The sequence below is a fragment of the Dactylosporangium sp. NPDC050688 genome (assembly GCF_040654515.1).
Lineage (GTDB): Bacteria > Actinomycetota > Actinomycetes > Mycobacteriales > Micromonosporaceae > Dactylosporangium.
In genome coordinates this window covers 12,132-36,371 of sequence record NZ_JBFAIC010000021.1, presented here as the reverse complement: position 1 = coordinate 36,371, position 24,240 = coordinate 12,132, and the positions used below count along the sequence as shown (strand labels likewise).

The following is a 24,240-nucleotide window of genomic DNA, read 5'->3' as shown; positions in this document are numbered from 1 at the left end:
GCGGTGCGGCCATCGGTGCACAGGCGTTAGTTCGTGTGTCGAAGTCATAGCCATTCGTTGATCTCGGCGATGTGCAGGGTAGCTTCGTACCGGACGGCGAGCTTGTCGAAGCGGGTGGCGACACTGCGGTTGCGTTTCAGCCGGTTGATGCCGCACTCCACCGCGTGGCGCTGTTTGTACAGCTCAGGGTCGAAGGCAGGCGGCCGGCCACCCTTCGACCCGAGCTTGCGCCGGTTGGCGTCCTGATCGGCCTTGGACGGGATACACGCCTTGATCCCACGGCGGCGCAGGTAACGGCGGTTGCCGCGGGACGTATACGCCTTGTCGGCCAGGACCCGGTCCGGTCGGGTGCGCGGCCGCCCGCCGTGCAATCTAGGCACCCGGATGCCGTCCACGACCACGGTGAACTGCGGGCTGTCGCCGCGTTGCCCGGCGGTCAGCACCAGCGACAACGGCTTCTGACCCTGCTCACATCCAAGGTGGATCTTCGTGGTCAGCCCACCACGGGAACGACCCAGGGCATGATCGGCAGGCTCGTCCCGGACACCGCCGGGCGGTTCCGCTTGCAGATCCCCCTTTTCCGCGCTCCAGCGGCATGCTGATGCGCACGGGCGATCGTGGAGTCCACGGACACATCCCACACGATGCGCCCAGCCGCATCGGCGTGAGCCTGCAACGCGGTCAGAACCTGTGCCCAGACCCCAGCCCGCTGCCACCTGCGGAACAACCCGGCCACCGCCGACCACGACCCGTAACACGCCGGCACGTCCCGCCAGGGCGCACCGACACGGACCCGCCACCGAATCCCATCAATCAACTGCCGCTTACTGAACAACGACGGCCGGCCCGACCGGACGGGCTTGGGCAGCAACGGTTCCAGCGCTGCCCACTGTGCGTCGGTCAGGTCGTGCCACCTCGTCACCGCTATGGTGTCCACGAGGTCTCCGGTGCAGGTTCTTCTTGGTCGATGAACCAACTACCGGAGACCTCGCCCATTGTCGATCTCCGACACGCTCCCGATCACGTCAGGGCAGCTCAAGCACCACGCCCGAATTCGACACACGACCTAGTACCGCCGGGCAGACTCCACACAAAATCGCACGTCACAGCCCCAACCGGATTTACGAGCCCGACAGGGACCGGGCTCGCTGCTCCGCCGCCGAGGAGCAGGGTGGGTGCCGTGATCCGGACAGGCCACCAGACCGCCGAGGGAGTGACCGACCAGGTCCACCGCGCCGGTGCCCAGTTGGTCCAGGATGCCGATGATGTCCTCCGCGAACAAGCTCACGCTGTACGTGCCGGGCCAGTCACTGGCCTCGCTGATCCGCCTGGTGATCAGCGTGTAGGACGGGTCACCCGCCCACGCCTTCCGCAGGCGCACAGCCGGCGGTACAGGATGCGACTCGACGGCGAGCCGCGCGACCAGGTTGTTCAGGTCGGCGGCGCCCTCCGGATCCGGTCGGCCCACCCGTCCCCTGTCCGGGATCGTCCGGATTAGCTGTCGCCGGCGTCCGCGGCGGCGACGATGTCCTCTTCGACAGTAGTCGCCATTGATGGAATGGCTTTCGATGGCGGCTCGTTACCCAGCACTAACTCACGAGGACGGCTGCGAACGTGCGGCCGCGGCGCCGCCCGGACGAGGCCGGGTGGCACAGTCACGAAAGGGTGCAGATGAGCGACTACCGAGATCAGGTGACCCCGCGGCGGCGTGCCGCACGATGGCGGCGTACGGCGGGCGGCCTGCTTGCCGCCGTGTGTGCGACCGCCGCGGTGACGCCGCTGCACGCCGCGCCCGCGCAGGCCGCGATCAGCAACACCGCGGCCTTCACCATGACCTGGACACCCGACAGCGCCGCCGGGTACGTCAACATGGTGAAGGCGTCCATGACCGCCGTCATCGACGACGGTCTGTACGGCCTGGTGTACCGCGGCACGCAGTGCGACGACGCGAAGGGCTCGGCCGCGGTCATCGACTGGTACTGCTTCGACGACGTCGACGCCAGCAGCTGGAAAGACCCGGAGGTGGGCAACGCCTGGGTCCCGCAGGGCATGACCACGACCTCGGACATGAACATGGACGAGACGTGGAACGGCCGCTCCGCGTCGATCGTCGGCTGGTATCACGGGGCGCCCGGCGACGCCGACGGTCCGAACGGGATCCGAATCAGCGTGATCAACTGGGCGACCGGCGAGTACCGGCACGTCCTGCTGGTGGACGCCTTCGGCACCAGCCCGGCCGGCTACAGTCCCATCAAGATCCACGCGGGAGGCCTGCTGTGGTACGGCCGTTACCTGTACGTGCCGGACACCGCCAACGGCATCCGCGTGTTCAGCCTGGACTACATCTACGATCTGGGCGCATCCACGAACGGCACCACTAGCTGCAGCTACATCGGGCTGCAGAACGGCACCTACTGCGCGGCGCAGTACAAGTACGTCATCCCGCAGATCGGGTACTGGAAGGTCAGCTCACCGGCGGCCAGTGCTGACTTCTGCAACCCGGACAGCGGCAAGGCCCGCTTCTCGTACCTGGCCGTGGACCGCCCGAACGACCCGGACCGGCTGATCGTCGGGGAGTTCTGCGAGTCCACCAAGAGTGTTCCTGGCCGCCTGGCGGCCTACCCGATGGCGTCGGCCGTGCCCGGTGCGGGCAGCACGCTGTCCCCGAGCTGGGTGAAGAACCTGCCGAGTAGGCAGATCCAGGGCGCGGCGACGAACGGCATCTACTGGTACTTCAACAAGAGCAACGGCCACAACAACGGGTCGCTGCTGCAGACCACCGAGACCAGCACCACGTTTACCCTCGGCGCGAGCCGGGCGACGCCGATCGGCCCGGAGGACCTGTCGTTCTGGCGCAGCACCGGCCAGCTGTGGTCGGTCTCCGAGTACTACCAGAACGCCACCCCGACCTACGGCCGGATGATCTACTCGATGCCGACCAACTTCTGAGCGGGACCACGACTTCTGGGTTGTGGCCACAACCCAGAAGTCGTGGCGGCGCGACGGCGGCGACCCGGAAGTCGCCTGGACAACTCAGGGGTTGCGGCCCCTGGGCGGCCGGTGTCCGCTCCCAGGGCGACAGGCGAGCCGTCCCGCGTCGACGCGAAGGTCAGCCGGTCCGGTCGCGAGATGCGGCCTTACGACACCGGTCCGAGCAGTGCAGGTGTCGAAGCAGCAAACGACACGTTCGCCACCACCACCGCCAAGCCAGAACTGGTCGCCAGTCTCGACACCGAGCAGGCCGCCGCGGTACACACCGAGTCGGCCTTTGCCGGGATATGCGGGTGGACGCACCCCGTATCGCGTTCAGAGGCCGGCGAGCGGGGTGCGGCGCAGGTGGCCGCCACGGGTCGAGGCCCGTCAGCGCGATCCGGTGGCGCAGGTCGGCGTCGTTGCGGGCGGCAGCCGGTGGTAGCGCAGCCCCAGCCGGACCGCGGGCGGGTCGCGCAGGCAGTCGGCGTACGGGCAGTCGGCGGCACGCCGGTGGTCGCGGCCGCTCTAGATCGGCTCAGACGTGGTCGGCCAGGGTCTGCCAGGAGGACCGGTCGTTGGGCAGGCCGAGTCGTGAGAAGGTGGCGTTCCAGGCTTCGTGGTACCCGCCCCGGGAAGGCCGTTGCTGGGTGTCGGGTTCGCCGAAGGTCGCGTGCCGGGTGACGGTCGCGGCGAGTCGGCGCTGGGCGGGCGTGGCCGCCGCCGGCGACGGCAGCAGGCCGTCTGGGAAGAGCACCCGCAGGTATGGCTCGGCCAGTGCCCCGGGTGCCCGGCGCTGCGTTCCGATGTCGAGGTACGTCGGGGCCGACGGTACCGCCGCGATAGCAGCTGGCAGGAGGCGGTCGACGTCGCGGACGACCGCGCACAACCGTTCTGCGAGCGTGGCTTCCGGGTTCGGCAGAGCCGAGAGCCCCATGCCTTGGAATCCTCCCATGCCGATGACGTCGGGGTCCCTGGACGCCTCGGTCAGCAGCACCGTGTTCGCCTCGGGATCGTCGGCAAGTGCCGGAGCCAGCGCGGCGCACACTCGCACACCTGGATGCGGGTCACGCAGCCACGCCCGAGGCGACCCGCCCAGTTCGCCGACGCCGAGCAGCATCGAGGCCCGATAGTGCGCGTCGGTCGAAGCGCCTTCTGCCAGCAGGTACGCCAGCAGCCGAGGCCGATGCACCACCAGATCGGGGTGGCCGCTCAGCGTCGCGGCCGTCAAAGCCGCGCAACCCCGCAGCGCCGGCGCCTGAGTGGCTAACAGCGGCTCGACCGCCGTGTACACCTGAGGCAGCAGGTCGAAACAGTCCACGCGTGCCGCGGCCAGCAGCACCCGGCCCGGCGCGTCAGCGTCCGTCCAGCCCAGCACGAAGCGCCGCTCGCGAAGGTACCCGATCAGCCAGGAACGTACATCGGGATCGTCACGGCGGGACGCCTTCGCTCGGTCGACACCCGTGAGCACCTCACGGGCGACCTCGCGCAGGAACCAGACGGCCGCAACGCGCAGGGGCCGGTCCTCGCCACCGAACCCGGGCTCTGCGACCGTCCGGACGAGATACCGCACACCATCTACGGTGGCCGGCGTCAGAATCCCGCCGCAATAGAGCGCAGACCACAGAAACGAGTACGGTGCACGCCAGAACGGCTCGTCAGCACCCTGGGGAAGGTCGTCACCCCGGCGAAGGTCGTCAAGCAGTGCCAGGTCGTCGCCAGCCGGACCATAGGCGTGAAAGGACACGGCTCGCCGTCACCTGTACAAACGCCGAAGTGGGCTGTTCACCCGGACAACCTAACAGCGCCCGCGCCTGACGCTCCTTGTACAAGCACAGGCAGGCGCTCGCTGCGAGGACCGTACGCCTTGGCCTTGCCGTGCTGGCGCTGCCCGTTGGCGCACGGACCAGCCACCGCGCACCAACGGCGGCAGGTGCGCACATCTGATCGAGGGAATTGGCGGATTGGGCGCAGTTCGCTTGACGCGTTCATGGCCTTCGATAGTGCCGCTCAGCGGGCCCTCTTCGTCCCCCGCTTGCGGGGCGGCGTCAACAGGTCGGCGATGGCCGCGATCGCGGACGGCACCAGGCGGTAGTACGCCCAGACGCCGCGCTTCTCGCGCTCGAGCAGGCCGGCTTCGGTGAGGATCCGAAGATGATGGCTCACGGTCGGCTGGGACAGACCAAGCGGCGCGGTGAGGTCACTCACGGACGCTTCGCTCTCCGGAGCGGACTGGATCAGACTCAGCAGTTGCAGCCGGGCCGGATCGGCGAAAGCTTTCAGTACTCCCGCGAGCCGCTCGGCATCGGCACGCTCAATCGGATCGCCGGCAAGCGGCGAGATAGCAGGCGTAGCAGTTGTCGCAGTTCCCACGCCCTCCATCGTTGCACCGATGCCATCGATAAGCTGGTGGAATCAGGATAAGGACGTCCGACTGCGACCGCGACGCCGGGTACAACGTTGCACAGTTGGGCGGGTCCAGGCACGGACGGCGGTGAAGCCGCAGGTCACACGCATGGCGATCATTGATCGCCATGCGAGACCGTGGCGAGCGCTTCGCGGCAGATGTGTGCTCACGTCTACGGTCCGTCGTTCGATTCCCGATCGTCCACCTGAGTCTGACCTTGCTCGCGTTGCGCGGCCCACTTCTCGGCGATCTCGACAGGGCGACCGTGTCCGCATTCAACGACGGCCCCTCTGCCATCCGTGACCACGACCTCGAAGGGATCCCGGTTCTGAATCCACATGGTCACGGTCCCGATCCCAGCCGCGCGATCGTCGTCGTTGACCCAGTAGTTGACGATGCATTCGAGTTCAGCGCCGGCGTAAGGAGACCGGTTTTGGAATGTCTCCGCCGGCCGCAGCCAGAAGTCTTCGCCCAGCGGCTCCAGCCAGAGCACGAGCCAGCCGGCCGAATCGTTCCGAACCGCCATGATCGCCAAGGGTCGCACAGTAACCCCGACCGTCCAACGCCCGATCGCGGCGCCTCACCAGAGGCGAATGCCGCGCACGTCGCGGCAGGTCTGCATGACTGCACTCCCGGCGGCGTGTGCGCGCACGCGGAGCGCGATGGGCGGACACCTGATCAAGCTGGCTCGGCCGCGTCGTCCCAGGCGGCGGCGGTCGATCGCTCGTCGAGGCACTCCCGGATGCGGAACCGGACCCAGGGGTCGGTCTCGGTGGTCTGCAGTTGGCGCAGCAGGGGAACGCTCGCAGGGTCGAACCAGCGGACCATGGCGACGCCGCCTGAGCGAACCAGCGGATCCGGGTCGCGCAGCAGTCCGGCGATCGCGTCGCCGAGCAGTCCTCGGGGCGCGCTCACCTCTGCGAATCCCCAGAACTCATGCGCCGCGGTTGCCGCGCGGCGGCGCCGTTCGAGGTCGGGACTTGCCAGCTCTGCCAGCATGTCGGCGAGCGTCAGTCTTTTCAGCGCGCCAAGCGCACGCAGGTCTGGCGGGGCGCACGACCTGGCGTACCGCTCAACGTCATCCGCGATCTCCTCGGCGTCGTCGAACCGGCGCCCATGCTTGTTCCGTGCCCGGTCCAGCAGCAACCACATCGAGGCACGCACGTCGGCGTCCGCGTCGGCCGTCATAGCGCCCACCAACGCCGTCCACGAGCTGGCGCGTATCGCTGGCAGGTCCAGCAGCGACACCCCGGCTCGGCTCCGCCTGTCGGGTGAGGCATCGCTGAGGAGTACGGCGACCAGGTCGGATTCCGGCAATGGAAGCCGCTCACCGAACCAGCCGACGTCGTATCCGGCGACCGCCTCGTCCAACCACCGCTCGTACCAGGCCAGAAAGTCAACATCCCCGACGACGTACGGCGCCGCTCCGCCGAGGCTTCCCCCGTCGAGGTTGAACAGCCGCCCCCTCGCCGGTCCCGTCACGATCAACTGCGTAGTGAGGGAACACCCATGAGCGGCGACTGCCAGCGTGCCGCGGAGAAAGTTCTGACCCGGACCCGGCGGGTCCTCGTGTCGCTGCTCCCAGTCAACGGGATACCGCGGCCCCGGCAGGTACGGACTGGGTTGAGCCAGATGACCCGAGCGCCGGTACGCACAGCACGAGGGCTCGAGACGGCATAGCCCGTAGCCCGGCCCGGCACCTTCGCCGCCCAACTCGGTCACAAACAACCGATACGCCGGCGGCAGCGACACCTCGTGCCGTTCCTCGAACTCCGCCACCACGGCCTCTGACAACGGCGGCCCGACCACGAAGCCATGCGCTTCCGCCCCGAACGGCGTCGGCACTACCGGCTTCGCACGTGCCTCGGCAAGCTTCTCAGCGATCCGCCCCAGCCGAACATGATCGGCATCAACCATCCACCCAGCCTACAAAAACGGCCCCGTCGGCGGGGCTGAGGCGAATGCACGCTCATCGGCATAGCGGATACCTGATCAAGGGCGTCCCACTCCAAGCTGAACAGCTGGAGTCGGGTCGCTGGCGTACGCCAGCTGGATCCGCTGGGCACCAGTGTCCGGCCGGTCGCCTCACCCAGCCTGATCGAGAGCCGCCCGCACCACTGGCTTCCAGCGCGCGACGAACAACTCCGCGAACTGCTCATGATCGGAGGTCCGTCGGACGCTGCCCACCTTCCGTACACGATGCTGCAGCACGCGGTGCCCGATCTCGTGGAGCAGCACGTCGAACCGCATGAAGTCCCGCAGCGGCTTCCCCACCGGCTGCTCGTACAGGAGAATCTCGCCCGGTGTGCGCATCCGCCCGTAGACGAGGTCGACGTCCTCCTTCTGCCGCAGTTCGACCACCTGCAGCCCGTACCACGCCCACGGGCCGAGCACCTCGAACACCTGCAGAATGTCTCGTCGACCGGCCGGGCGCACGAACCCCTGGCGCGGCCGGTGCACCCGCACTCGCAACCGATCCAATGACGGTGCCTGCCGCTCCGCCTGACGATGCCGCGGCTCAGACCGAAGACTTCGGCTCATCTCGCAATATTCAGCAGTCGGCCGCTGCTCGGCAACCAGTTTCGACCGCCGTCGCAAGGGCCGACCGCGCCCTTCCGCGCTGGCCTTGGACCACGAACGTCACCGCACACTCATCGACAGGACAGAAAGCCTCGGCCACGGTGCGCCGCTGACGGTCTGTGACGACCGCCCAGCGAGCCGCAGCGCCCGACCGGCGGCTATGTGCGCACCTGATCAAGCCGCTGCACCTGATCGTGCGCCAGCTGGCAGTATTGGACGGCACTACCCATGATCGAGCGATGCGCCAAACTGACCGGGCTGCGATCAACGCCCGAGTCGCGGCTACGCGTGCACCCAGATGGAATGTGGATGCCGGTTCCGTCCGGTGGGCCTACCGTCCTGGTTTGTGAGCGACAGCGAGATGTACGTGCTCTACTGCGGTGATCTCAACGGTCCGTGCCCCCGCTGCGGCGACGCAGTTTCACTCCACGTCGCGGAAGCCGTAGACGGCGACGGCGACGGCGTCCTCTGGAGCATCACGTCGCAATGCGTGGGGTGTCGCCATACCGATGTGATGCAGGACCGGCCGGGGGTGTTCGACGCCCTGGACGCGACGATCCGACAGGCCCTCGTCGCCCGGGTTGGGTTCGCACGGGTGCATGCCGATCCGGGCGTGAACCGGACGCTACGGCCGCGCGCGCTCGCCATGTTCCGTAGACAGGGGGCAACCATCGCCGGCGCAGCTCACGACTACGCCGCCCTCACCGGCGTGGGAATCACCGGAACGCCTGCCGAGACGGCACTGCTGGCGAGCCATCTGACCGCCGAAGGCATGCAAGTGACGCTGCACCATCACGACCACGATCGCACCGCCGCCTCAGGTTCGACCTGAGGGGTGGTGGGCCTCAGTCGCCCCGGCGTGGCTATCCTCGCCGGGGCGGCACGGCGCCGCCCAAACGGGGAGGAACTGATGAAGTCCAGCACGAGTGTCCTGCTCACCTTGGCACTGTCCGGCGTGCTCACCGTCACCGGGGCTTGCGGAGACAAGAACGACAACGGCGACGTCGCGGCGACGGCGGGCGCCGCATCGACCAGCGCGGTGGCGTCACCGGAGGCCGACGCGCACACGGAGCTGACCAAGGCGTTCGACAAGCTCACTCGTGTCACCGTTGCGTACACGACGACCACCGAATCGGGTGCCGCGGGCACCAGCAAGTTGACGGGCTTCAGCGACCCTGCCACGAAGGCCAGCAGCGGCTCGATGACCATCACCGCGCAGGCTCAGCAGATCACTGCCGAGGTCGTCGTCGTCGGCACCGACTTGTACCTGAAGCTGGGGCTGCCGATTCCGGGCGTCGACCCGAAGAAGTGGATGTACGTCGACGGCTCCAAGACGTCGCTGAGCAAGCTCGGCCTCGGCAACCCGGATGACCCGGCCAACGTCAAGGGGCTCGCTGACGCGATCGTGACGGTCGAGCGGACCGGCACGAGCGCGTTCAAGGGCACGATCGACATGACCAAGCGCAACCTCCCGGCAGCCAGCGCCGTCCTGATCCGGCAGATGGGCGACGCCGCGAAGTCGGTGCCGTTCGAGGCGACGGTCGGCGCTGAGGGCTACGTCACCTCGCTGACGGTGAAGACGCCCGGCGTTGGCCAGGTTCCAGCGACGACGGCAACGTCAACGTTCAGCGACTTCGGCAAGCCGGTCTCAATCAGCAAGCCCGCCTCCACGGAGGTGCAGCCCGCACCGGCGGCGCTGCTGGCCCAGTTCGCCTGACTCGCGGGCAGGGGCCGCTACCGCGACGGGCGGTAGCGGCCCGCCTCGAAGCCGGCACATCCCCGCACTCCGGTCGCTGACCGTTCTGCCGCACGCCGCAGCTACCCCGTTGCCGGCGGCCCGTGGTACGGGTCTACCGCCGGGTGTGGTCTCGGGGGCGGTCGCCGGTGCGGTCCTCGGTCCGGGCGAGGGTGGCCAGCGGATCGTTCAGGAGTTCCTCGAAGCCGAGTTCGGCCGCGCCGATGAGGGTGGCGTCGTCCCCGAGTTCGGATATGCGCAGCCGGATCCGTTCGCGGGCCACCGGCAGGACGTTGGTGGCGATGCGGCTCTGGACCGTGGCTGCCGCGGCCGGGTAGAGGTCCCGCAGCATGCCGCCGAAGATGACCATGGCGGGGTTGAACAGGTTGATGAGGTTGGCCACGCCGATGCCGAGCCAGTCGCCGATGCGGCGGACCGCGTCGCTCGCCTGAGGGTCGCCGCGGAGGGCGTCGTCGACGACCGCCCGGATCGCGTCCCGGCCGAACTCGTCCGCCGGGCGGCCCGCGTTGTCCAGCAGTGCCCGTTCGCCGACCTCGGCCTCGAAGCATCCGCGTGATCCGCAGCCGCAGGGGCGCCCGTCGTACGGGTTGATGACCATATGGCCGACCTCGCAGCCGTAGCCGCCGTCCCCGTCGAGCAGCGTGCCACCGACGATGATGCCGCCGCCCACCCCGACGTCGCCGTGGAGGTAGACCAGGTTCCGGAGCCCCCGGCCGGCGCCGCGGCGCTGCTCGGCCTGCGCCCCGAGGTGGGCCTCGTTGCCGACGATCACCGGCCGGCCGAGGCCGAGGCGGCGGCCGAGCTCCGCGCCGAAGGCCTGGTCGACCCAGCCCAGCTCGGGACCGAAGCGGACCATGCCGTCGCCCGGCCGGATCATGCCGCAGTACGAGGCGCCGAGGCCGACGCACGTCGAGCCGGGCGGGGCCGAGCGGTGCAGCTGGCGACCGAACCGGGTCAGCACCTCCACCACCCGGTCCAGGTCGGCGCCGGCCCGGGGCCGTACGGCTTCGTGCCGGTCGGCGATCGTGCCGCCCAGGTCGACGCGGGCCGCGACCACCCGGTCGACGGCGACGTCGAAGGCGAGCACGTGCGCCCGGCCGGGCTCGGGCCGGACCACGAGCGACGGGCGGCCCCGCCGGCCGGTGTCCCCCGGGGTCTCCTCGCGGACCAGGCCGGCGGCGGTCAGCTCGGCGGTCGCGGCCAGGATCGTGCTGCGGTTCAGCCCCATCCGCTCGGCCAGCTCGGCCCGCGAGACCGGCCCGTCCAGGTGCAGGTGGCGCAGCAGGGTGCCGACGTTGCTCGACGGATCACGCAGAACCAAGCCGACCTCCCGCCCGGCGCCGACGGACTCGAAGCCACCCGGGGCGCCCCTCACCGACCTCGAACCCTACCGCCGACGCCATCCCCGCCGGCGCCGCGGGAGTCCGTCGGGGCGGAACCGGCGGCTTCCACCCGCTCGCGCGGAAGCTGCGGTTCCCACAGGTACGCCCATGAATGCCCTATAGCATGCATGCCGTGGCCTCGTTCGCGCTGCACAGCCGTGCCCGACGGCCACGACTCAGCCGGGGCCGGTCGTGAGAGGACACCGCCTGCTCGCGGACATCCGACCGCTGCGTGAGTCGCCGGAGTACCGTCGGCTTTGGTTCAGCTCGGCGCTGTCCTCCATCGGTGGTCAGATGACCACCTTCGCGGTGGCGTTGCAGGTGTTCGACATCTCCGGGTCGTCTGCCGCGGTGGGTGCGGTCGGGTTGGCCTCGGCCGTCCCCGCGATCATCGTCGGACTCGCCGGTGGTGTGCTGATCGACTCGACGGACCGCCGGCGGCTGGTGCTCGTCACCAGCACGGTGCTGGCCCTGGTGTCGGCTGCGTACGCCGCGCAGGCCTTCGCCGGCAGCACCGCGTTGTGGCTGCTCTATGTGCTGGCCGCGGCGAACGGTGCGGTCAGCGCTGTCAATGGGCCGGCCCGGCGCACGTTCATGCCACGACTGCTACGCCGCGAGCTGGTGCCCGCTGCCGCGGCGCTGATGATGTTCTCCGGCTACTTTGCCATGATCGTCGGGCCCGCGCTCGCGGGCGTCATCGCCGCGGCCGCGGGGCTCAAGGTCTGCTACCTCGTTGACGCGGTCAGTTACGGCGCCGCCCTCTACGGCGTGTTCCGGCTGCCGCCGATGCGCCCCGACGGAACAGCGTCCCGGCGCAGCGTCGCAGCCGTGGTCGAGGGATTGACGTTCGTCGTGCGCAACACCGCGCTGCGCGGAGCTATGCTCGCCGACCTCAGCGCAACGGTACTGGCCATGCCGGTCGCCCTGTTCCCAGCGATCAACGCCGACCGGTTCGGTGGTTCACCCCGCACACTGGGCCTGCTCGGCACCGCGATCGCGGTCGGCGGGCTGCTCGGCTCGATGCTGTCCGGGCCCGTCAGGAGCGTCGCCCGCCCCGGCCGGGCCATGCTGATCACCGGCGCGGTCTGGGGCGCGGCTGTCGCGGGATTCGGTGCCGTGCACGGACTGGCCGCATCACTGGCACTGCTCGCCGTGGCCGGCGCCGCCGACATGCTCTGCGTCGTCTTCCGATCCACGATCGTGCAACTTGCCACACCGGACACGATGCGCGGCCGGACCAGCTCTGCCGAATACGTGGTCGGAGCGGCGTTCCCGCAAGTGGGCAACTTCCGCGCCGGCCTGATCGCGACGGTGTCGACACCCCAGATCAGCGCGGTGGCGGGAGGCCTGGCCGCCGTCGTGGGCGCCGGCCTCATCGCAGCCAAGCTGCCGGCCTTCGTCGCCTACCGGCACACCGCCGGTGCCGCGTCCTCCCCCGGACCTACCTGATCACTGCGCCAGCCGCGCCCGCACCATTTCGGCAGTGCGACGCGGGTCAGCGGCGGGGTAGCACGCCCAGGAGGGTTGCGGTCAGGGCCAGCTTCAGGGATTCCTTCAGTTCCAGGTGGAAGCGGGTCAGCTCGGGCTCGGCCTGGTAGGCCGCCTGCAGGCTGGGTGGGGGTGTGCTGTACGCCGACAGCGCGCCGGCCATGACCATGGTCTGCAGGCTGAACAGTGTTGCGTTCTCGCCCAGTTCCGGCAGGTACTGCTGGATCAGGGCGGTCGTGGTGGTCAGGCGGTCCAGGGATGCGCGCTTGTAGCGTGCGACGACCTCGACGGAGACGTTGCGTTCCAGGACGCTGCCCTGCGCGCCGGAGAGGTCGCACAGCACCACCCGGCTGGACAGTGAGCGGCTGAGGATCTCGGCCACCGCTGCCGCCCGCTCGGCCATGGGGAGATTTTCGTCGGTGCCGGCGGCCAGCTCGTCGGCCAGTTCCGTCAGCCACTGCTGCAGGAGTCGTACGAGGTCGCCGTCCAGCAGCGGCTGTGGGCCGTCTCCGAAGACCTCACCGGGGTGACGTTTCCCGTCGTGCAGCCCAAGCGGAACTCGTCTCCCTCCGGATCGGCCGTCACGAGGTAGCCCGCGCCGGTGGCGGATCCGGTCGATGAAGACCCCGGCGGGCCGAGGAAGCGGCAGCGGCGGCCGGTACGGCGCCCGTCGCCGGGGTCACGGGGTGCGCTCCCCCACCTCGAGAACGCCACGGGCGCCGCGCTCGGCGTCGACCATGATGTGGGAGACGAACGGGTAGTGCCCGGCCTCCGGCAGGACCGTTTCGACGAATCCGCCGGCGGCGGGGGTGAGGTCGAGGACCTGGGCTCCGCCGGGGTCGCCGGGGCGGAGCTGGTAGTGGCCTTCGCGGTAGACGGTGTCGAACTGGGCGCCGACGATGTGGAAGGCCGTGGGGCGGTTGGGTCCGGCGTCGAGCACCCAGATCCGGACGCGCTGCCCGGTGGTGGCGGTCAGCGGCCGGTGCTCGTACTGGGCGGGGTAGCCGTTGAACACGACGGCGTCGGGCTGCTCGTGCTGCATCCTGGTCAGGTCGCCGGGTTCGCCGTCGGGGCCGAGGTACAGCTCGGACTGCACGAGGACGTATTCGTGGTCGACGGGGGCGAGGTCGGGTGGGTCGATGATGACGGCGCCGTACATGCCGTTGCCGATGTGCAGCAGCATCGGCATCGTCGAGCAGTGGTACATCCAGATGCCGGCCTTGGTGGCGGTGAACCGGTAGGTGAGCCGCTGGCCCGGGTCGATGGGCCGCATCGGGGTGTCGGGGGCGAGGGCACCGGCGTGGAAGTCGACGCCGTGGTCGATGGAGCCGTCGTTGACCAGGGTGATCTCGAAGGTGTCGCCGATCCGGCCGCGCAGGGTCGGGCCGGGGGCGGTGCCGTTGAACGTCCACAGCCGCTGCCGGGCACCGGGCGCGACCTCGCGGGTCACCTCCTGCACGTGCAGTTCGAGGCGGTGCGTCCGATCGGGGCCGATGGCAGGGGCGGTGGCGGCGCGGGCGGTGAACCCGGGACCGGGGTCGGCCATCGGGTCGATACGCGGGGTGCCCGTCCCGGGCGCGGGCGTGCTGGCATGGTCGTGGCCGGCTGCAGGGCCGCCGGTGGCGGTGATGGTGAGGGTCATCCCGGCCTGCCGGTGGCCGGGCAGGGAGCACCAGCCTTGCAGGGTGCCGCCGATGATGCCGGCGTCGAGGCGGGTGGTGGCGTCGCGACCGATGGTGCCGGTCTTCGGGCCGGTGGCCAGGACGAGGTCGTGGCGGCGGTTGTCGCGGTTGGTCAGCTCGATGATGAGGCGGTCCCCGGCCGGCACGGTGATGCGGTCGGGGTGGAACCGCATGCCCTGCGCGATGACCTGGACCGTGGTGGTGTGCCCGGTGGCGGGCACGTCGATTGCGGCGGGGACCGGCGACGTGGCGGGGCCGGCGGCGTGCTGGGCGGCGACGCCGATCAGCACGGCCAGCAGCACCAGGGCGGTCCCGGCCGCGACACCGCCGAGTGGCCGTGCCGGTGCCGGGAGCGGCGGTGCGTCAGGGGCGGCGTTCACGGATGGTCTCCTGGCGAGGATGAGCCGGGCGGCGGGGATGAGGAACTGCACCAGTGCGGCAAGGACGAGCAGGGAGGTGGTGATGCGCACGTAGCCCGGGACGGGCAGCAGGAACACCAGTAGGGCGAGGTTGGCCATGGCCGCCCGCTGCGGGCCGTGCCGCTCCAGCACGGCGATGGCGGCGCGGACCCGGACGGGGCCACCGCCGAGCGCCACGGGCAGCAGGTGGGTGAGGGCGCCGAGCAGGATCTGTGCGGCGAAACCGGCCAGCAGCGGGACCAGCACGTCACCGAACCGGTCGGCCGCGTCGGCGGGACCGGCGGCAACGGCCAGGCTGATCGCGTCGAGGACGAGCGCGGCGAGCAGCCACCCTCCGGCCGCGGCGAACGACCAGGCGGCGAACGACGCCGGCGGCTTCTGCCGGGCCACCTGGATGGCGGGGCGGATCACGATCACCGCGGCGACGGCGGTCAGTGCGAGACCGCCGATCGCGAGGACCGGCCACCAGGCCAGCACGCCGGCGGCGAGCAGCACCAGACCGGTGACCGCGGTGGGCAGGGCGGCACGGGCGGCGGTGACCGCGCCGTCGGCCATCCGGGTGCGCAGGACCGTCGGCCACAGCGTGAGGACGGTGCCCAGCACGGTGAGGGTGACCCAGCCGAGCAGGTTGACGTGGGCGTGGAACAGGACCAGCCGGGGCCGGACGGCGTCGTCGGTGACCAGCATCCACGCGCCGACCGGGACACCGGCCAGCAGCGCGATGGCGGCGGCCACGTAGTAGTGCACGGTGACGGCGAACCGGGCCGGCAGCGCCGCCCGGAGCCGGCCGCGCAGCCAGTGCAGGTGGGCGAGGATCGCGGCGAACACCACCGTGGCGCCGCCGACACCGGCCCAGGGCAGGCCGGCGGTGGCGCCGGTCAGCACGGTCAGGACCCCGAGGTTGAGCACGCCGAGGCGGGTGGCCTCGCCGCGCCGGCGGGCCGGGGTCGGGGCCCGCAGCACCGCGGCGGTGAAGTGGGCGCTCCAGATGACGATGGCGTTGCTGACCGCGCCGAGCAGCAGCAGGTGGATCGCCAGCCACCGCCACTGGGCCAGCAGCGGATGCGCGACGCCGACCGCGACGATCCCGGCGAGGTACCCCAGCGGCAGCAGGCTGCTGCGCCGGTGCCAGTGCGCCCGTCCGGTCGGCTGGGTCGGCGCCGGTGTGGCGCTCATCGGGGCACTTCCGCGCCGACCGTCATGGCCGCCGCGGGCCTGTGCCGCCGCGGGGAGCCGGGCGGCCCGGACCGGGGACCGTGACGGCCCGCCCGGGCGGCGAGGGCGGCGGCGCAGGCGGCGAATCCGAGCACCGCGGTGACGTTGCCGGCGCCGGCCCACCGCCACACCGGTTCCCAGCCGGCACCGTCGCCGAGACCGACCCGGACGAGCAGCGAGCCGTGCAACAGCAGCAGCGGAAGGTAGAGCACCGGCCGGTACGGCAGCGGTCGGCGCAGCACGGCCGGGAGGATCACCGGCGCGTGCACGAAGATCATCGACATGGTGAAGCCGAGGAACACCGCGTGCGTGGTGGCGTCGTACCGGGGACCGGCCACTGCCGGACCTGCGCCGGTCCACAGCAGTCCGGCCAGGGCCAGCCAGGCGTAGCCGGTGAGCAGCCCGGCGGCGATGTAGCGGGGCAGGCCGTGCGCGTGGACGGTGCGCCGGGCCACGTCGAAGACGACGAGCCACGCGACGACGGCGAGCAGGCCGGCGCCGAACAGGTGTGCCCCGGCGACCGGCCACAGGGTCGTCGCGGTGGCGCCCGCGACGAGCGCGGCGAGGGCGGCGAGGAACCAGCGCTGTGGTGCGGGGCCGGTCAGTCCCACGTGGGCCAGTTCGAGGCGTTCCCCGGCGATCGTCGCGGTGAGGAACGTGGCCAGCCACGGCACCAGTTCGGGGATCGGTAGTCCGGCCAGCCACAGGATGGTGGCGGCGTACCAGGCGAATGCACCGGTCGCCTGCGCCAGCAGCGCCACCCCGGGTTGGCGGCGCCACAACGCCCGGTAGACGGCCAGCAGCAGGACGCCGCCCGTGGCGAGCAGCAGCTTGCCGGGCAGGACCGGACCGGCCACGACGAGGACCAGGCCACCGGCGCCGGAGCAGCCGGGTGCGGCGAGGGCCCACCGGGTGCCGAGCGCGGCGGCACGCTCGAGGGCGATCAGGGTGCCGACGAAGCCGAGGACCATCAGCGGGCCGTGCACCTCGGCCAGGGCCGGTCGAGGGACCGCGACGTCGAAGCCGAGCAGCAGCACGGCCGCATACAGCCCGGCCAGCAGCGCCGCACCTGCGGCGGCGAGCAGCGGTAGCCGCCAGGCGACGCCGGCCGGGCGGGCAGCGGTCACGGCCGGCGCTCCCCGGCCGGCGCGGCCGGGACGTGCAGCCGCACCACACAGGCGCCGGGCGCGGCGAACGGCTCCAGCACCGTCTGCCCGTCGGGGGCTCCGGCGGCGTGGACCACCCCGCGGATCATCCCGGCGTGCAGGCCGCACATGACATCCGGCTGCCCGCCGACCAGGTCCAGGAACGGACACGTCCGCAGGTGCACCTCCACGTCGCCGCCGGGTGGGGCCGTGCCACCGGTACCGTGGCCGCCGGCCGGCATCAGGTGCGGGTCGAACCCCAGCTGGGTCAGCACATCCACGGCCGCCGCCACCGGCCCGGCGGTCCGCGCCGAGGTGGCCGCCAGCCGCCGCCCCCATGCCTGACCGGCCTCCAGAGCGGCCGGGACGCCACCACCGGCTCCGGCGAGGTGGTCCAGCAACGCCGCGGCCAGCGCCCGGTACGGGGCTGGGGCCGGCTCCAGGTCCGCGCCGCGGTACCGCCAGGCAGGGCGGCCCGGCGCGCCACCACTGGCGCGCGCCTTGACCAGCAGGCCGGCCTCCACCAGCCGTTCCAGGTGGGCGCGCACCGTGGACGGGTGCAGGCCGGTGCGCTCCACCACCTCGGCGCCGGTCAGGCCGGCGCCGGCGGCCCGGACCAGCCGCAGGATCGCCACCCGGCTCGCGGAGCCGAGCGCGCGGTGCCGGGGCGTGTCGATCGTCTCTCCCGAAGGACCTGGCCGCATGGTTTCCACAAGGTTTAACGTTATAACGTCAAACGGCAAGAAAACCCGGGAGAGGGTGCCATGTCACAGTCCGAAACCGACCACGCCGCCGCCGCAGCAGTCGTCGCCCACCACGCGCAACTCGCCGATGACCTGACCCGCCACGTCACGGCCCTGCGCGACGCCGCCAACCGGGCGGCAAGCCTGGACGATCAGCCGTGGCGGCGCGAACGGCAGGCGCTCACGCAGTGGCTGCACACCGAGCTGGTGCCGCACGCCGCCGCGGAGGAGGCGGCCCTGTATCCGGTTGCCGCCGCCCAGCCCGGCGGGCGCCTGCTGGTCGACGGGATGCTCACCGAACACCAGGCCATCACCGACCTGGTCGCCGAACTGGACAACGCCGGCACGGCCGTCGACGCCGCCGCAACCGCCCGCGCGCTGGCCGCGGTGTTCCACGTCCACCTGGCCAAGGAGAACAACCTCATCCTGCCGCTGCTGCTGGACACCCCGCACGTCGCCGTTGCCGACCTCCTCGCCGGTATGCACACCCTGCTCGGCGCGGCCGAACCAACCGGCTGCGGCGGCAGCTGCGGATGCGGCGGTGACCGCGGCCCGGGCGAAGCGGTCCCACCGCTGCTCAGCGTCGACGCCCGCCTCGACGTCCGCGGCCTGCCCCACCACGACCGTCACACCCACATCCTGGCCGCCGTCGACGCCCTGCCCGCCGACGCGGCCCTGGTGCTCGTCGCGCCGCACGCGCCGCTGCCGCTGCTCGCCGAGATCGAGGCCCGCTACCCGGCTCAGATCGACATCCAGTGGCTGCAAGACGGACCCGACGTGTGGCAGATCCGCCTGCACCGCCAGCCCGTCACCGTCTAGCTCCGCAATCGCAACGCTGCCGATCGGTGCCCGGGACCGCGTCTCCGGGACGTCGCCACCGGCACTCGCAGTATCTGACCTGCTCCACGACCGGAAGGACACACCATGCGCGCGCTTTCCCTGTCATCGCTGGCCGACCAGCACCTCGCCACCGCGCGCGCCGCCTCCAGCGGCCGCAGCGCCCACACCGTCTACGGCGGCCACGAGCACGCCCTGCGCCAGACGCTCCTCGCCCTGACCGGCGGGCAACGCCTCGACGAGCACGAGAGCCCCGGCGAAGCCACCCTCCACGTCCTGCACGGACGCGTCCGGCTCACCTCAGCCGACGACGGCGTCGAAGCCGGCGCGGGTGAACTCCTCGTCATCCCCGACGCCCGGCACGCCCTCCAAGCACTCGACGACGCAGTCGTCCTGTTGACGGTCGCCAAGTCACGGTGAAGCCGACACCCCCGACGGTGGCCAGGGTGTACCGCCGGGGATCGAGGACAGGCTTCAGTGCTCCCGCGGCGGCCAGGGCGCCGGGCTCGCTCATCGCGGGAGGGCGGCCAGCCATTCGTCGAAGGTGGTGGGAGTGATTTCGGCGTCGGCCGCGGGCAGCAGGACGTCGCCGGCCGCGGTCTCGTCGAAGATGCCTCCGTGCCAGGTCGGCACGAGCCGGACGGTCCTGCCCTGGGCGGCGAGCGTACGGCGGGCCATGTCGATCAGGTCCTGCGGCTCCGGCCCGGCGATGTCGCGATGGCGGCCCAACGGGGCGCCGGCGGCGACCCGGGCAAGGACGTCCGCCACGTCGGCGGGGGCGATCGGCTGCATCAGCAGCGGCGGCAGCTGCGCGGCCCCGTCCTGCTCGACCCAGCCGGCGACCATCTCGGGGAAGTCGTGGAAATGCGTCGCGGGAACGATGGTGTACGGGATCGGCCCGGCCTCGACGGCCGCCTCCTGGGCGCGCTTGCCCTTCATGTGGGCGTTGCCGGGTAGGGCGTGCACCCCGGCGATGGACAGCAGGACGTGGTGCCGGACCCCGGCCCGCTGCCCGGCGGCCAGCAGGTTGGCGGTGGCGGTGGTGAAGAATCCGACGGCCTCGGCCTCGTCCGTGACGTTGGTGCTGGTGGTGTCGACGACCGCGACCACCCCGGCCAGTGCCGCGTCGAGGCCGGTGCCGGCGACGACGTCCACGCCGTGGGTCCGGCTGATGGGCACGGTGTCGTGCCCGTCACGTTGCAGGGCGGCGACGGTCAGGGATCCGATCCGTCCGGATGCGCCGACGACGGCTACTCGCATGCTCACAGCTCCATCACCATTACGGATATCAGAGGTCCACAATAGCAGCGATGGCTAAGCTGGACCCATGAAACTGCCTGAGAGCGCGGAGTGGGTGCTGCACTGCGCAGCCTCCCTGGCGCAGCTCGACGACGGGGCCACGGCGAGCACTGCCCAGTTCGCGGAGCTCTTCGGCGTTCCCGCCCCCTACCTGGCCAAGCAACTGGCAAACCTGGTCCGGGCCGGGGTACTGACCGCCACGACGGGTCCGCGGGGCGGATTCCGGCTGGCCCGGCCCGCGTCGCAGATCACCGTGCTGGACGTGATCGAGGCTGTCGACGGCGGTGCCGACCCGTACCAGTGCCGGGAGATCAGGCAGCAGGGGCGCGGCGCGCTGTCCCCGGACGACTGCACCGAGCCGTGCGTCCTGGCCACGACGATGCGCGCGGCCCACGAGGCCTGGCGAGCCAGCCTGGCAGCGGTCAGCCTCGCCGATGTCATCGGCACGCTGCCCACCGACGCCCCCGCCCGCACGCGTCGGCTGCTCTCGCGCTGATGAGCACACCCATCCCGCCGGCGGGCCGGCGAGCCCCGCGATCACCCGACAGGCATGGGGCCGGTTCCGAGCCGTCAAGCGAGCATGGTGGCGGGTGATCATCCACTGCGGTTTCCGGCCTCGATGGTGAGGATGGCAATGAGAAAAGACCTCACGGTGCAGACCATGCTCCTGGACCAGTCTCCCCCGTTCGTCCCGGAGTCACCCGAGGTGATGACGGTGCTCGTCGAGGTGCCACCGGGCGATCCGGGAACACCTCCGCATCGGCACTCGGGTCCGGTGTACGGCTATGTCCTCGAAGGCGAGATGATCTTCGAGCTGGAGGGCGAGCCCGAGCGTGTCATCCGGGCCGGCGAGGCGTTCTGGGAGCCCGGCGGCGACGTCATCCACTACCAGACCGCCAACAACCTGCCGACGACGTGGCTCCGACTCGTCGTAATGATGATCATGGTACCCGGCGAACCGATGCTGAGGCTGGTCGACGCCGAGGAGCTGGAGAGCCGTCGCGAACGGCGGGCGCCACGGCCGTCCTGACTGGCGATCAAGCACTGCGACCCGGCCCGTCCGGGGTGGGCGGCGGCCGCCGCCCACCCCGGACGGGCAATGATCGTTTTCAGGCGCTTTCATCCTGCACGCACCGATCCCCTGGAGGTACGCGAGCCATCCACCGCGGTTGATTGACTCTGGCGCGGCGACCCTGCCAGCATCCGGCTGCCCGTCGACCGGCGCGGCACCCTGCCAGGGGAAAGGACCGCTGTGACCGGATCTGTCACATGGCGCCGGCGCGTGGCGGCGCTGACCGCCGTTCTGCTGCCGCTCGCCGGCCTGCCGTTGTCGGCGTCCACCGCGTGGGCGGCGCCGACCGAGCACATCACCAACGGTACGTTCACCGACGGGACGGACCCGTGGTGGGCGGGCGGCACCACCCTCGCCGCCCGCGACGGCCGGCTCTGCGTGGACGTCCCGGCGGGTGCCGCGAACCCGTGGGACGTGAGCATCGGCCACAACGCCGTGCCACTGGCCGCCGGCGCCCGGTACACGCTGCGCTTCACCGCGCAGGCGAGCGCGCCGGTGACGGTCAAGGCCAACGTGCAGCTCAACGAGGCGCCGTGGACGACCGTCACCAGCCGTGACGTGGCGCTGACCAGCCAGCCGGGCACCCACACGTACGAGTTCACCGGCAGCGTCGACTCCGCCAACGGCACGCTGACGTTCCAGCTCGGCGGCGCCGCCACCGCGTACACGTTCTGCCTCGACGACGTGTCGCTGACCAGCGAACCGGGTGAGGACCCCGGCGACGGTCCGGAGCAGGTGGACAACGGCCGGTTCGACGAGGGCACCCTCGCGTGGTACTCGTACGGCACCACGGACACCGGGGTCACCGACGGTGCGCTGTGCACGACCGTGCCGGGCGGGCTGGCGAACCCGTGGGACGCCGGCGTCGGCCAGAACGACGTCGCGCTGGTCGCCGGCGCCCAGTACACCTTGAGCTTCCGAGCCAAAGGCAGTTCGGCGGCGTCGGTACGGGCCGCGGTGCAGCTCGGCGAGGACCCGTACACCGCGAGCCTGGCGCAGCCGCTGACGCTGGACACCACGTGGAAAAGCTACTCCTACACGTTCACCGGCGCCGGTGACAGCGCCAAGGGGCAGGTCGCGTTCCAGCTCGGCGGCGCCGCCACGGGCTTCACGTTCTGCCTCGACGACGTGTCGCTCGTCGGTGGCCGGGCCGAAGAGCCGTACGAGCCGGACACCGGTCCGCGGGTGCGCGTGAACCAGGTCGGCTACCTGCCCGCCGGCCCGAAGGCCGCGACCGTCGTCACCACCCGCACCGAGGCGCTGCCGTGGCAGCTGCGGGACGCGGCGGGGGCGCTGGTCGCGTCCGGCACGTCGACGCCGCGCGGGGTCGACGCCGCGTCGGGGCAGAACGTGCACACCGTCGACTTCAGCGGCTTCACCCGCGCCGGCACGGGGTACACGCTCGTCGCCGCCGGCGAGACCAGCCACCCGTTCGACATCTCCGCCGAGCTGTACCGGCGGCTGCGCGCCGACGCGCTGCAGTTCTTCTACGTCCAGCGCAGCGGCATCGCCATCGACGGCGGGCTCGTCGGCGCGCAGTACGCCCGGCCCGCCGGTCACCTGGGCGTCGCGCCGAACCGCGGCGACACCGACGTGCCGTGCCAGGCGGGCGGCTGCGGGTACCGGCTCGACGTGCGCGGCGGCTGGTACGACGCCGGCGACCACGGCAAGTACGTCGTCAACGGCGGCATCGCCACCGCGCAGCTGCTCAGCACGTACGAGCGGACGAAGACCGCGGCGACCGGCCGGTTCGGCACGGCACTCGGCGACGGGTCGCTGCGGGTGCCGGAGCGCGGCAACCGCATCCCCGACGTGCTCGACGAGGCGCGGTGGGAGCTGGACTTCCTGATGCGCATGCAGGTGCCGGCCGGTCAGCCGCTCGCCGGGATGGCCCATCACAAGGTGCACGACCAGGCGTGGACCGGCATCCCGATGCAGCCGCAGGACGACCCGCAGCCGCGGGAGCTGCACCCGCCGTCGACGGCGGCGACGCTGAACCTGGCCGCGACGGCGGCGCAGTGCGCCCGGCTGTTCGCCCCGTACGACACGGCGTACGCGCGCCGCTGCCTGACCGCGGCCCGCACGGCGTACGCGGCGGCGAAGCAGCACCCGGCGGTGTACGCCGACCCGAACGACGGCAACGGCGGCGGGACCTACGCCGACGGTGACGTCAGCGACGAGTTCTACTGGGCCGCGGCCGAGCTGTACCTCACCACCGGGGAGGCCGGGTACCTCGGCGACGTGACCGCCTCCCGGCACCACACCGGTGACGTGTTCACCAGCTCCGGCTTCGGGTGGGGCTCCACCGCCGCGCTCGGCCGGCTCGACCTCGCCACCGTCCCCAGTGGACTGTCCACTGCGGAGCGCGACCGGATCCGGCAGTCCGTGCTCGACGCGGCCGGCCGGTACCTCAGCACGCAGCGCGGCCAAGCGTACGGTTTGCCGATGCCCGGCGACGCGGGCGCCTACTTCTGGGGCGCCAACAGCAACATCATCAACAACGCGGTCGTGCTCGCCACCGCGTACGACCTCAGCGGCCGGACCGAGTTCCGCGACGGCGCCGTACAGGCGATGGACTACATCTTCGGCCGCAACGCCCTCAACCAGTCGTACGTGACCGGGTGGGGCGAGCACGCGGCGCAGAACCAGCACACCCGGATCTTCGCCAACCAGGCCGACGAGCGGCTGCCACACCCACCGGCCGGCTCCCTCGCCGGCGGCGCCAACGCCGGCCTCGACGACCCGTACGCGGCGAAGCTCCTACGCGGCTGCAAGCCGATGTTCTGCTACGTCGACCACATCGAGTCCTACGCCACGAACGAGGTCGCGGTGAACTGGAACTCCGCGCTCGCATGGATCGCGTCGTTCCTCGACGATCAGGGCACAGCCGCCCCGGCCACGGCCGCCTGCACCGTGCGGTACATCGACTACGGCCGGTGGCAGGACGGAACGGGCTTCACCGGCCAGGTCGAGGTCACCAACACCGGCACCACCACCGTGGACGGCTGGACACTACGGTTCGCCTGGGCCACCGACCCGGTGCTACGCGAGGCGTGGCTGGGCAAGGCCACCCAGGACGGCGCAACGGTGACCGTCACGAACGAGACCTACAACCAGCGCATCCAACCCGGAGCGACCGTGATGGTCGGGTTCAACGCCACCACCGCCCTGACGCTCACGAAGCCGCCACCGGCCCTGTTCACCCTCAACGGCACCGTCTGCAGCAGCGGCTGAGCCCGCGGCGG

At 71.3% G+C, this 24,240-nt stretch carries 20 protein-coding genes and 1 pseudogene; 9 read left to right on the top strand and 12 right to left on the bottom strand.

What is annotated here, in order from left to right:
* Nucleotides 1–44 precede the first annotated feature (44 nt).
* Nucleotides 45–922: pseudogene (locus AB0H83_RS21405) on the bottom strand (IS5 family transposase).
* A gap of 749 nt (nucleotides 923–1,671) precedes the next feature.
* Between AB0H83_RS21405 and AB0H83_RS21400 the strand changes: the two are divergent.
* A complete protein-coding gene (locus AB0H83_RS21400) occupies nucleotides 1,672–2,949 on the top strand; it encodes a hypothetical protein (protein WP_360096476.1) in 1,278 nt (425 codons plus the stop codon).
* 559 nt (nucleotides 2,950–3,508) lie between these two features.
* On the opposite strand, the gene AB0H83_RS21395 is transcribed toward AB0H83_RS21400, so the two are convergent.
* From AB0H83_RS21395 to AB0H83_RS21375, 5 genes are all read right to left on the bottom strand, one after another.
* Nucleotides 3,509–4,717 (bottom strand): hypothetical protein, encoded by a 1,209-nt coding sequence (locus AB0H83_RS21395; RefSeq protein WP_360096473.1) that lies wholly within the window; start codon nucleotides 4,715–4,717, stop codon nucleotides 3,509–3,511.
* Nucleotides 4,718–4,980: 263 nt separating this feature from the next.
* Complete coding sequence (locus AB0H83_RS21390) at nucleotides 4,981–5,352, bottom strand: metalloregulator ArsR/SmtB family transcription factor (protein ID WP_360096470.1); 372 nt, start codon at nucleotides 5,350–5,352, stop codon at nucleotides 4,981–4,983.
* 197 nt (nucleotides 5,353–5,549) lie between these two features.
* The gene (locus AB0H83_RS21385; RefSeq protein ID WP_360096467.1) at nucleotides 5,550–5,912 is read right to left on the bottom strand and encodes a hypothetical protein; all 363 of its coding nucleotides are present in this window, start codon (nucleotides 5,910–5,912) and stop codon (nucleotides 5,550–5,552) included.
* A gap of 143 nt (nucleotides 5,913–6,055) precedes the next feature.
* Nucleotides 6,056–7,294 (bottom strand): hypothetical protein, encoded by a 1,239-nt coding sequence (locus AB0H83_RS21380; protein ID WP_360096464.1) that lies wholly within the window; start codon nucleotides 7,292–7,294, stop codon nucleotides 6,056–6,058.
* Between the two features lie 168 nt (nucleotides 7,295–7,462).
* Nucleotides 7,463–7,780: a hypothetical protein gene (locus AB0H83_RS21375; RefSeq protein ID WP_360096461.1), complete on the bottom strand. Its 318-nt coding sequence runs from the start codon at nucleotides 7,778–7,780 to the stop codon at nucleotides 7,463–7,465.
* A 523-nt stretch (nucleotides 7,781–8,303) separates the two neighbouring features.
* Here AB0H83_RS21375 and AB0H83_RS21370 point away from each other — a divergent pair.
* Together AB0H83_RS21370 and AB0H83_RS21365 are read left to right on the top strand one after the other, a co-directional pair.
* Nucleotides 8,304–8,789, top strand: coding sequence for a hypothetical protein (locus tag AB0H83_RS21370; protein WP_360096458.1), 486 nt, complete (start codon nucleotides 8,304–8,306; stop codon nucleotides 8,787–8,789).
* A gap of 78 nt (nucleotides 8,790–8,867) precedes the next feature.
* Complete coding sequence (locus tag AB0H83_RS21365; protein ID WP_360096455.1) at nucleotides 8,868–9,674, top strand: hypothetical protein; 807 nt, start codon at nucleotides 8,868–8,870, stop codon at nucleotides 9,672–9,674.
* A 133-nt stretch (nucleotides 9,675–9,807) separates the two neighbouring features.
* Here the strand turns inward: AB0H83_RS21365 and AB0H83_RS21360 are convergent, their stop codons facing one another.
* Nucleotides 9,808–11,028: an ROK family protein gene (locus tag AB0H83_RS21360; protein WP_360096793.1), complete on the bottom strand. Its 1,221-nt coding sequence runs from the start codon at nucleotides 11,026–11,028 to the stop codon at nucleotides 9,808–9,810.
* A gap of 259 nt (nucleotides 11,029–11,287) precedes the next feature.
* Between AB0H83_RS21360 and AB0H83_RS21355 the strand changes: the two genes are divergently transcribed.
* The gene (locus AB0H83_RS21355; protein WP_360096452.1) at nucleotides 11,288–12,544 is read left to right on the top strand and encodes an MFS transporter; all 1,257 of its coding nucleotides are present in this window, start codon (nucleotides 11,288–11,290) and stop codon (nucleotides 12,542–12,544) included.
* 46 nt (nucleotides 12,545–12,590) lie between these two features.
* Here the strand turns inward: AB0H83_RS21355 and AB0H83_RS21350 are convergent, their stop codons facing one another.
* From AB0H83_RS21350 to AB0H83_RS21335, 4 genes are all read right to left on the bottom strand, one after another.
* Complete coding sequence (locus AB0H83_RS21350) at nucleotides 12,591–12,986, bottom strand: hypothetical protein (RefSeq protein ID WP_360096449.1); 396 nt, start codon at nucleotides 12,984–12,986, stop codon at nucleotides 12,591–12,593.
* A gap of 276 nt (nucleotides 12,987–13,262) precedes the next feature.
* A complete protein-coding gene (locus AB0H83_RS21345) occupies nucleotides 13,263–15,860 on the bottom strand; it encodes a multicopper oxidase domain-containing protein (protein WP_360096446.1) in 2,598 nt (865 codons plus the stop codon).
* Entirely contained in the window at nucleotides 15,857–17,026 is a 1,170-nt protein-coding gene (locus AB0H83_RS21340; RefSeq protein ID WP_360096443.1) for a hypothetical protein, read from the bottom strand. Before AB0H83_RS21340 ends, AB0H83_RS21345 begins: the two co-directional genes overlap by 4 nt.
* On the bottom strand, nucleotides 17,023–17,748 hold the full coding sequence (locus AB0H83_RS21335; protein WP_360096790.1) for a helix-turn-helix domain-containing protein: 726 nt from the start codon (nucleotides 17,746–17,748) through the stop codon (nucleotides 17,023–17,025). The genes AB0H83_RS21340 and AB0H83_RS21335 overlap by 4 nt, the downstream gene beginning before the upstream one ends.
* Before the next feature lie 60 nt (nucleotides 17,749–17,808).
* On the opposite strand from AB0H83_RS21335, the gene AB0H83_RS21330 reads away from it, so the two are divergent.
* Nucleotides 17,809–18,606 (top strand): DUF2249 domain-containing protein, encoded by a 798-nt coding sequence (locus AB0H83_RS21330; RefSeq protein ID WP_360096440.1) that lies wholly within the window; start codon nucleotides 17,809–17,811, stop codon nucleotides 18,604–18,606.
* A 105-nt stretch (nucleotides 18,607–18,711) separates the two neighbouring features.
* The gene (locus tag AB0H83_RS21325; RefSeq protein ID WP_360096437.1) at nucleotides 18,712–19,044 is read left to right on the top strand and encodes a cupin domain-containing protein; all 333 of its coding nucleotides are present in this window, start codon (nucleotides 18,712–18,714) and stop codon (nucleotides 19,042–19,044) included.
* 90 nt (nucleotides 19,045–19,134) lie between these two features.
* On the opposite strand, the gene AB0H83_RS21320 is transcribed toward AB0H83_RS21325, so the two are convergent.
* On the bottom strand, nucleotides 19,135–19,884 hold the full coding sequence (locus AB0H83_RS21320) for an SDR family oxidoreductase (protein WP_360096787.1): 750 nt from the start codon (nucleotides 19,882–19,884) through the stop codon (nucleotides 19,135–19,137).
* Between the two features lie 67 nt (nucleotides 19,885–19,951).
* Here AB0H83_RS21320 and AB0H83_RS21315 point away from each other — a divergent pair, with 67 nt between their 5' ends.
* From AB0H83_RS21315 to AB0H83_RS21305, 3 genes are all read left to right on the top strand, one after another.
* Entirely contained in the window at nucleotides 19,952–20,419 is a 468-nt protein-coding gene (locus tag AB0H83_RS21315; RefSeq protein ID WP_360096434.1) for an Rrf2 family transcriptional regulator, read from the top strand.
* Nucleotides 20,420–20,557: 138 nt separating this feature from the next.
* Nucleotides 20,558–20,953 carry a cupin domain-containing protein gene (locus AB0H83_RS21310; protein WP_360096431.1) on the top strand — a complete coding sequence of 132 codons (396 nt, stop codon included), beginning with the start codon at nucleotides 20,558–20,560 and terminating at the stop codon, nucleotides 20,951–20,953.
* A gap of 222 nt (nucleotides 20,954–21,175) precedes the next feature.
* Nucleotides 21,176–24,229 carry a glycoside hydrolase family 9 protein gene (locus AB0H83_RS21305; protein WP_360096428.1) on the top strand — a complete coding sequence of 1,018 codons (3,054 nt, stop codon included), beginning with the start codon at nucleotides 21,176–21,178 and terminating at the stop codon, nucleotides 24,227–24,229.
* Nucleotides 24,230–24,240: the final 11 nt, after the last annotated feature.

Excerpts from the sequence above, each read along its gene's own strand:
- AB0H83_RS21400 (WP_360096476.1), top strand. The coding sequence starts at position 1,672 with ATGAGCGACTACCGAGATCAGGTGACCCCGCGGCGGCGTGCCGCACGA.
- AB0H83_RS21390 (WP_360096470.1), bottom strand. The coding sequence starts at position 5,352 with ATGGAGGGCGTGGGAACTGCGACAACTGCTACGCCTGCTATCTCGCCG.
- AB0H83_RS21380 (WP_360096464.1), bottom strand. The coding sequence starts at position 7,294 with ATGGTTGATGCCGATCATGTTCGGCTGGGGCGGATCGCTGAGAAGCTT.
- AB0H83_RS21365 (WP_360096455.1), top strand. The coding sequence starts at position 8,868 with ATGAAGTCCAGCACGAGTGTCCTGCTCACCTTGGCACTGTCCGGCGTG.
- AB0H83_RS21350 (WP_360096449.1), bottom strand. The coding sequence starts at position 12,986 with ATGGCCGAGCGGGCGGCAGCGGTGGCCGAGATCCTCAGCCGCTCACTG.
- AB0H83_RS21345 (WP_360096446.1), bottom strand. The coding sequence starts at position 15,860 with ATGAGCGCCACACCGGCGCCGACCCAGCCGACCGGACGGGCGCACTGG.
- AB0H83_RS21335 (WP_360096790.1), bottom strand. The coding sequence starts at position 17,748 with ATGCGGCCAGGTCCTTCGGGAGAGACGATCGACACGCCCCGGCACCGC.
- AB0H83_RS21330 (WP_360096440.1), top strand. The coding sequence starts at position 17,809 with ATGTCACAGTCCGAAACCGACCACGCCGCCGCCGCAGCAGTCGTCGCC.
- AB0H83_RS21325 (WP_360096437.1), top strand. The coding sequence starts at position 18,712 with ATGCGCGCGCTTTCCCTGTCATCGCTGGCCGACCAGCACCTCGCCACC.
- AB0H83_RS21320 (WP_360096787.1), bottom strand. The coding sequence starts at position 19,884 with ATGCGAGTAGCCGTCGTCGGCGCATCCGGACGGATCGGATCCCTGACC.
- AB0H83_RS21315 (WP_360096434.1), top strand. The coding sequence starts at position 19,952 with ATGAAACTGCCTGAGAGCGCGGAGTGGGTGCTGCACTGCGCAGCCTCC.
- AB0H83_RS21310 (WP_360096431.1), top strand. The coding sequence starts at position 20,558 with ATGAGAAAAGACCTCACGGTGCAGACCATGCTCCTGGACCAGTCTCCC.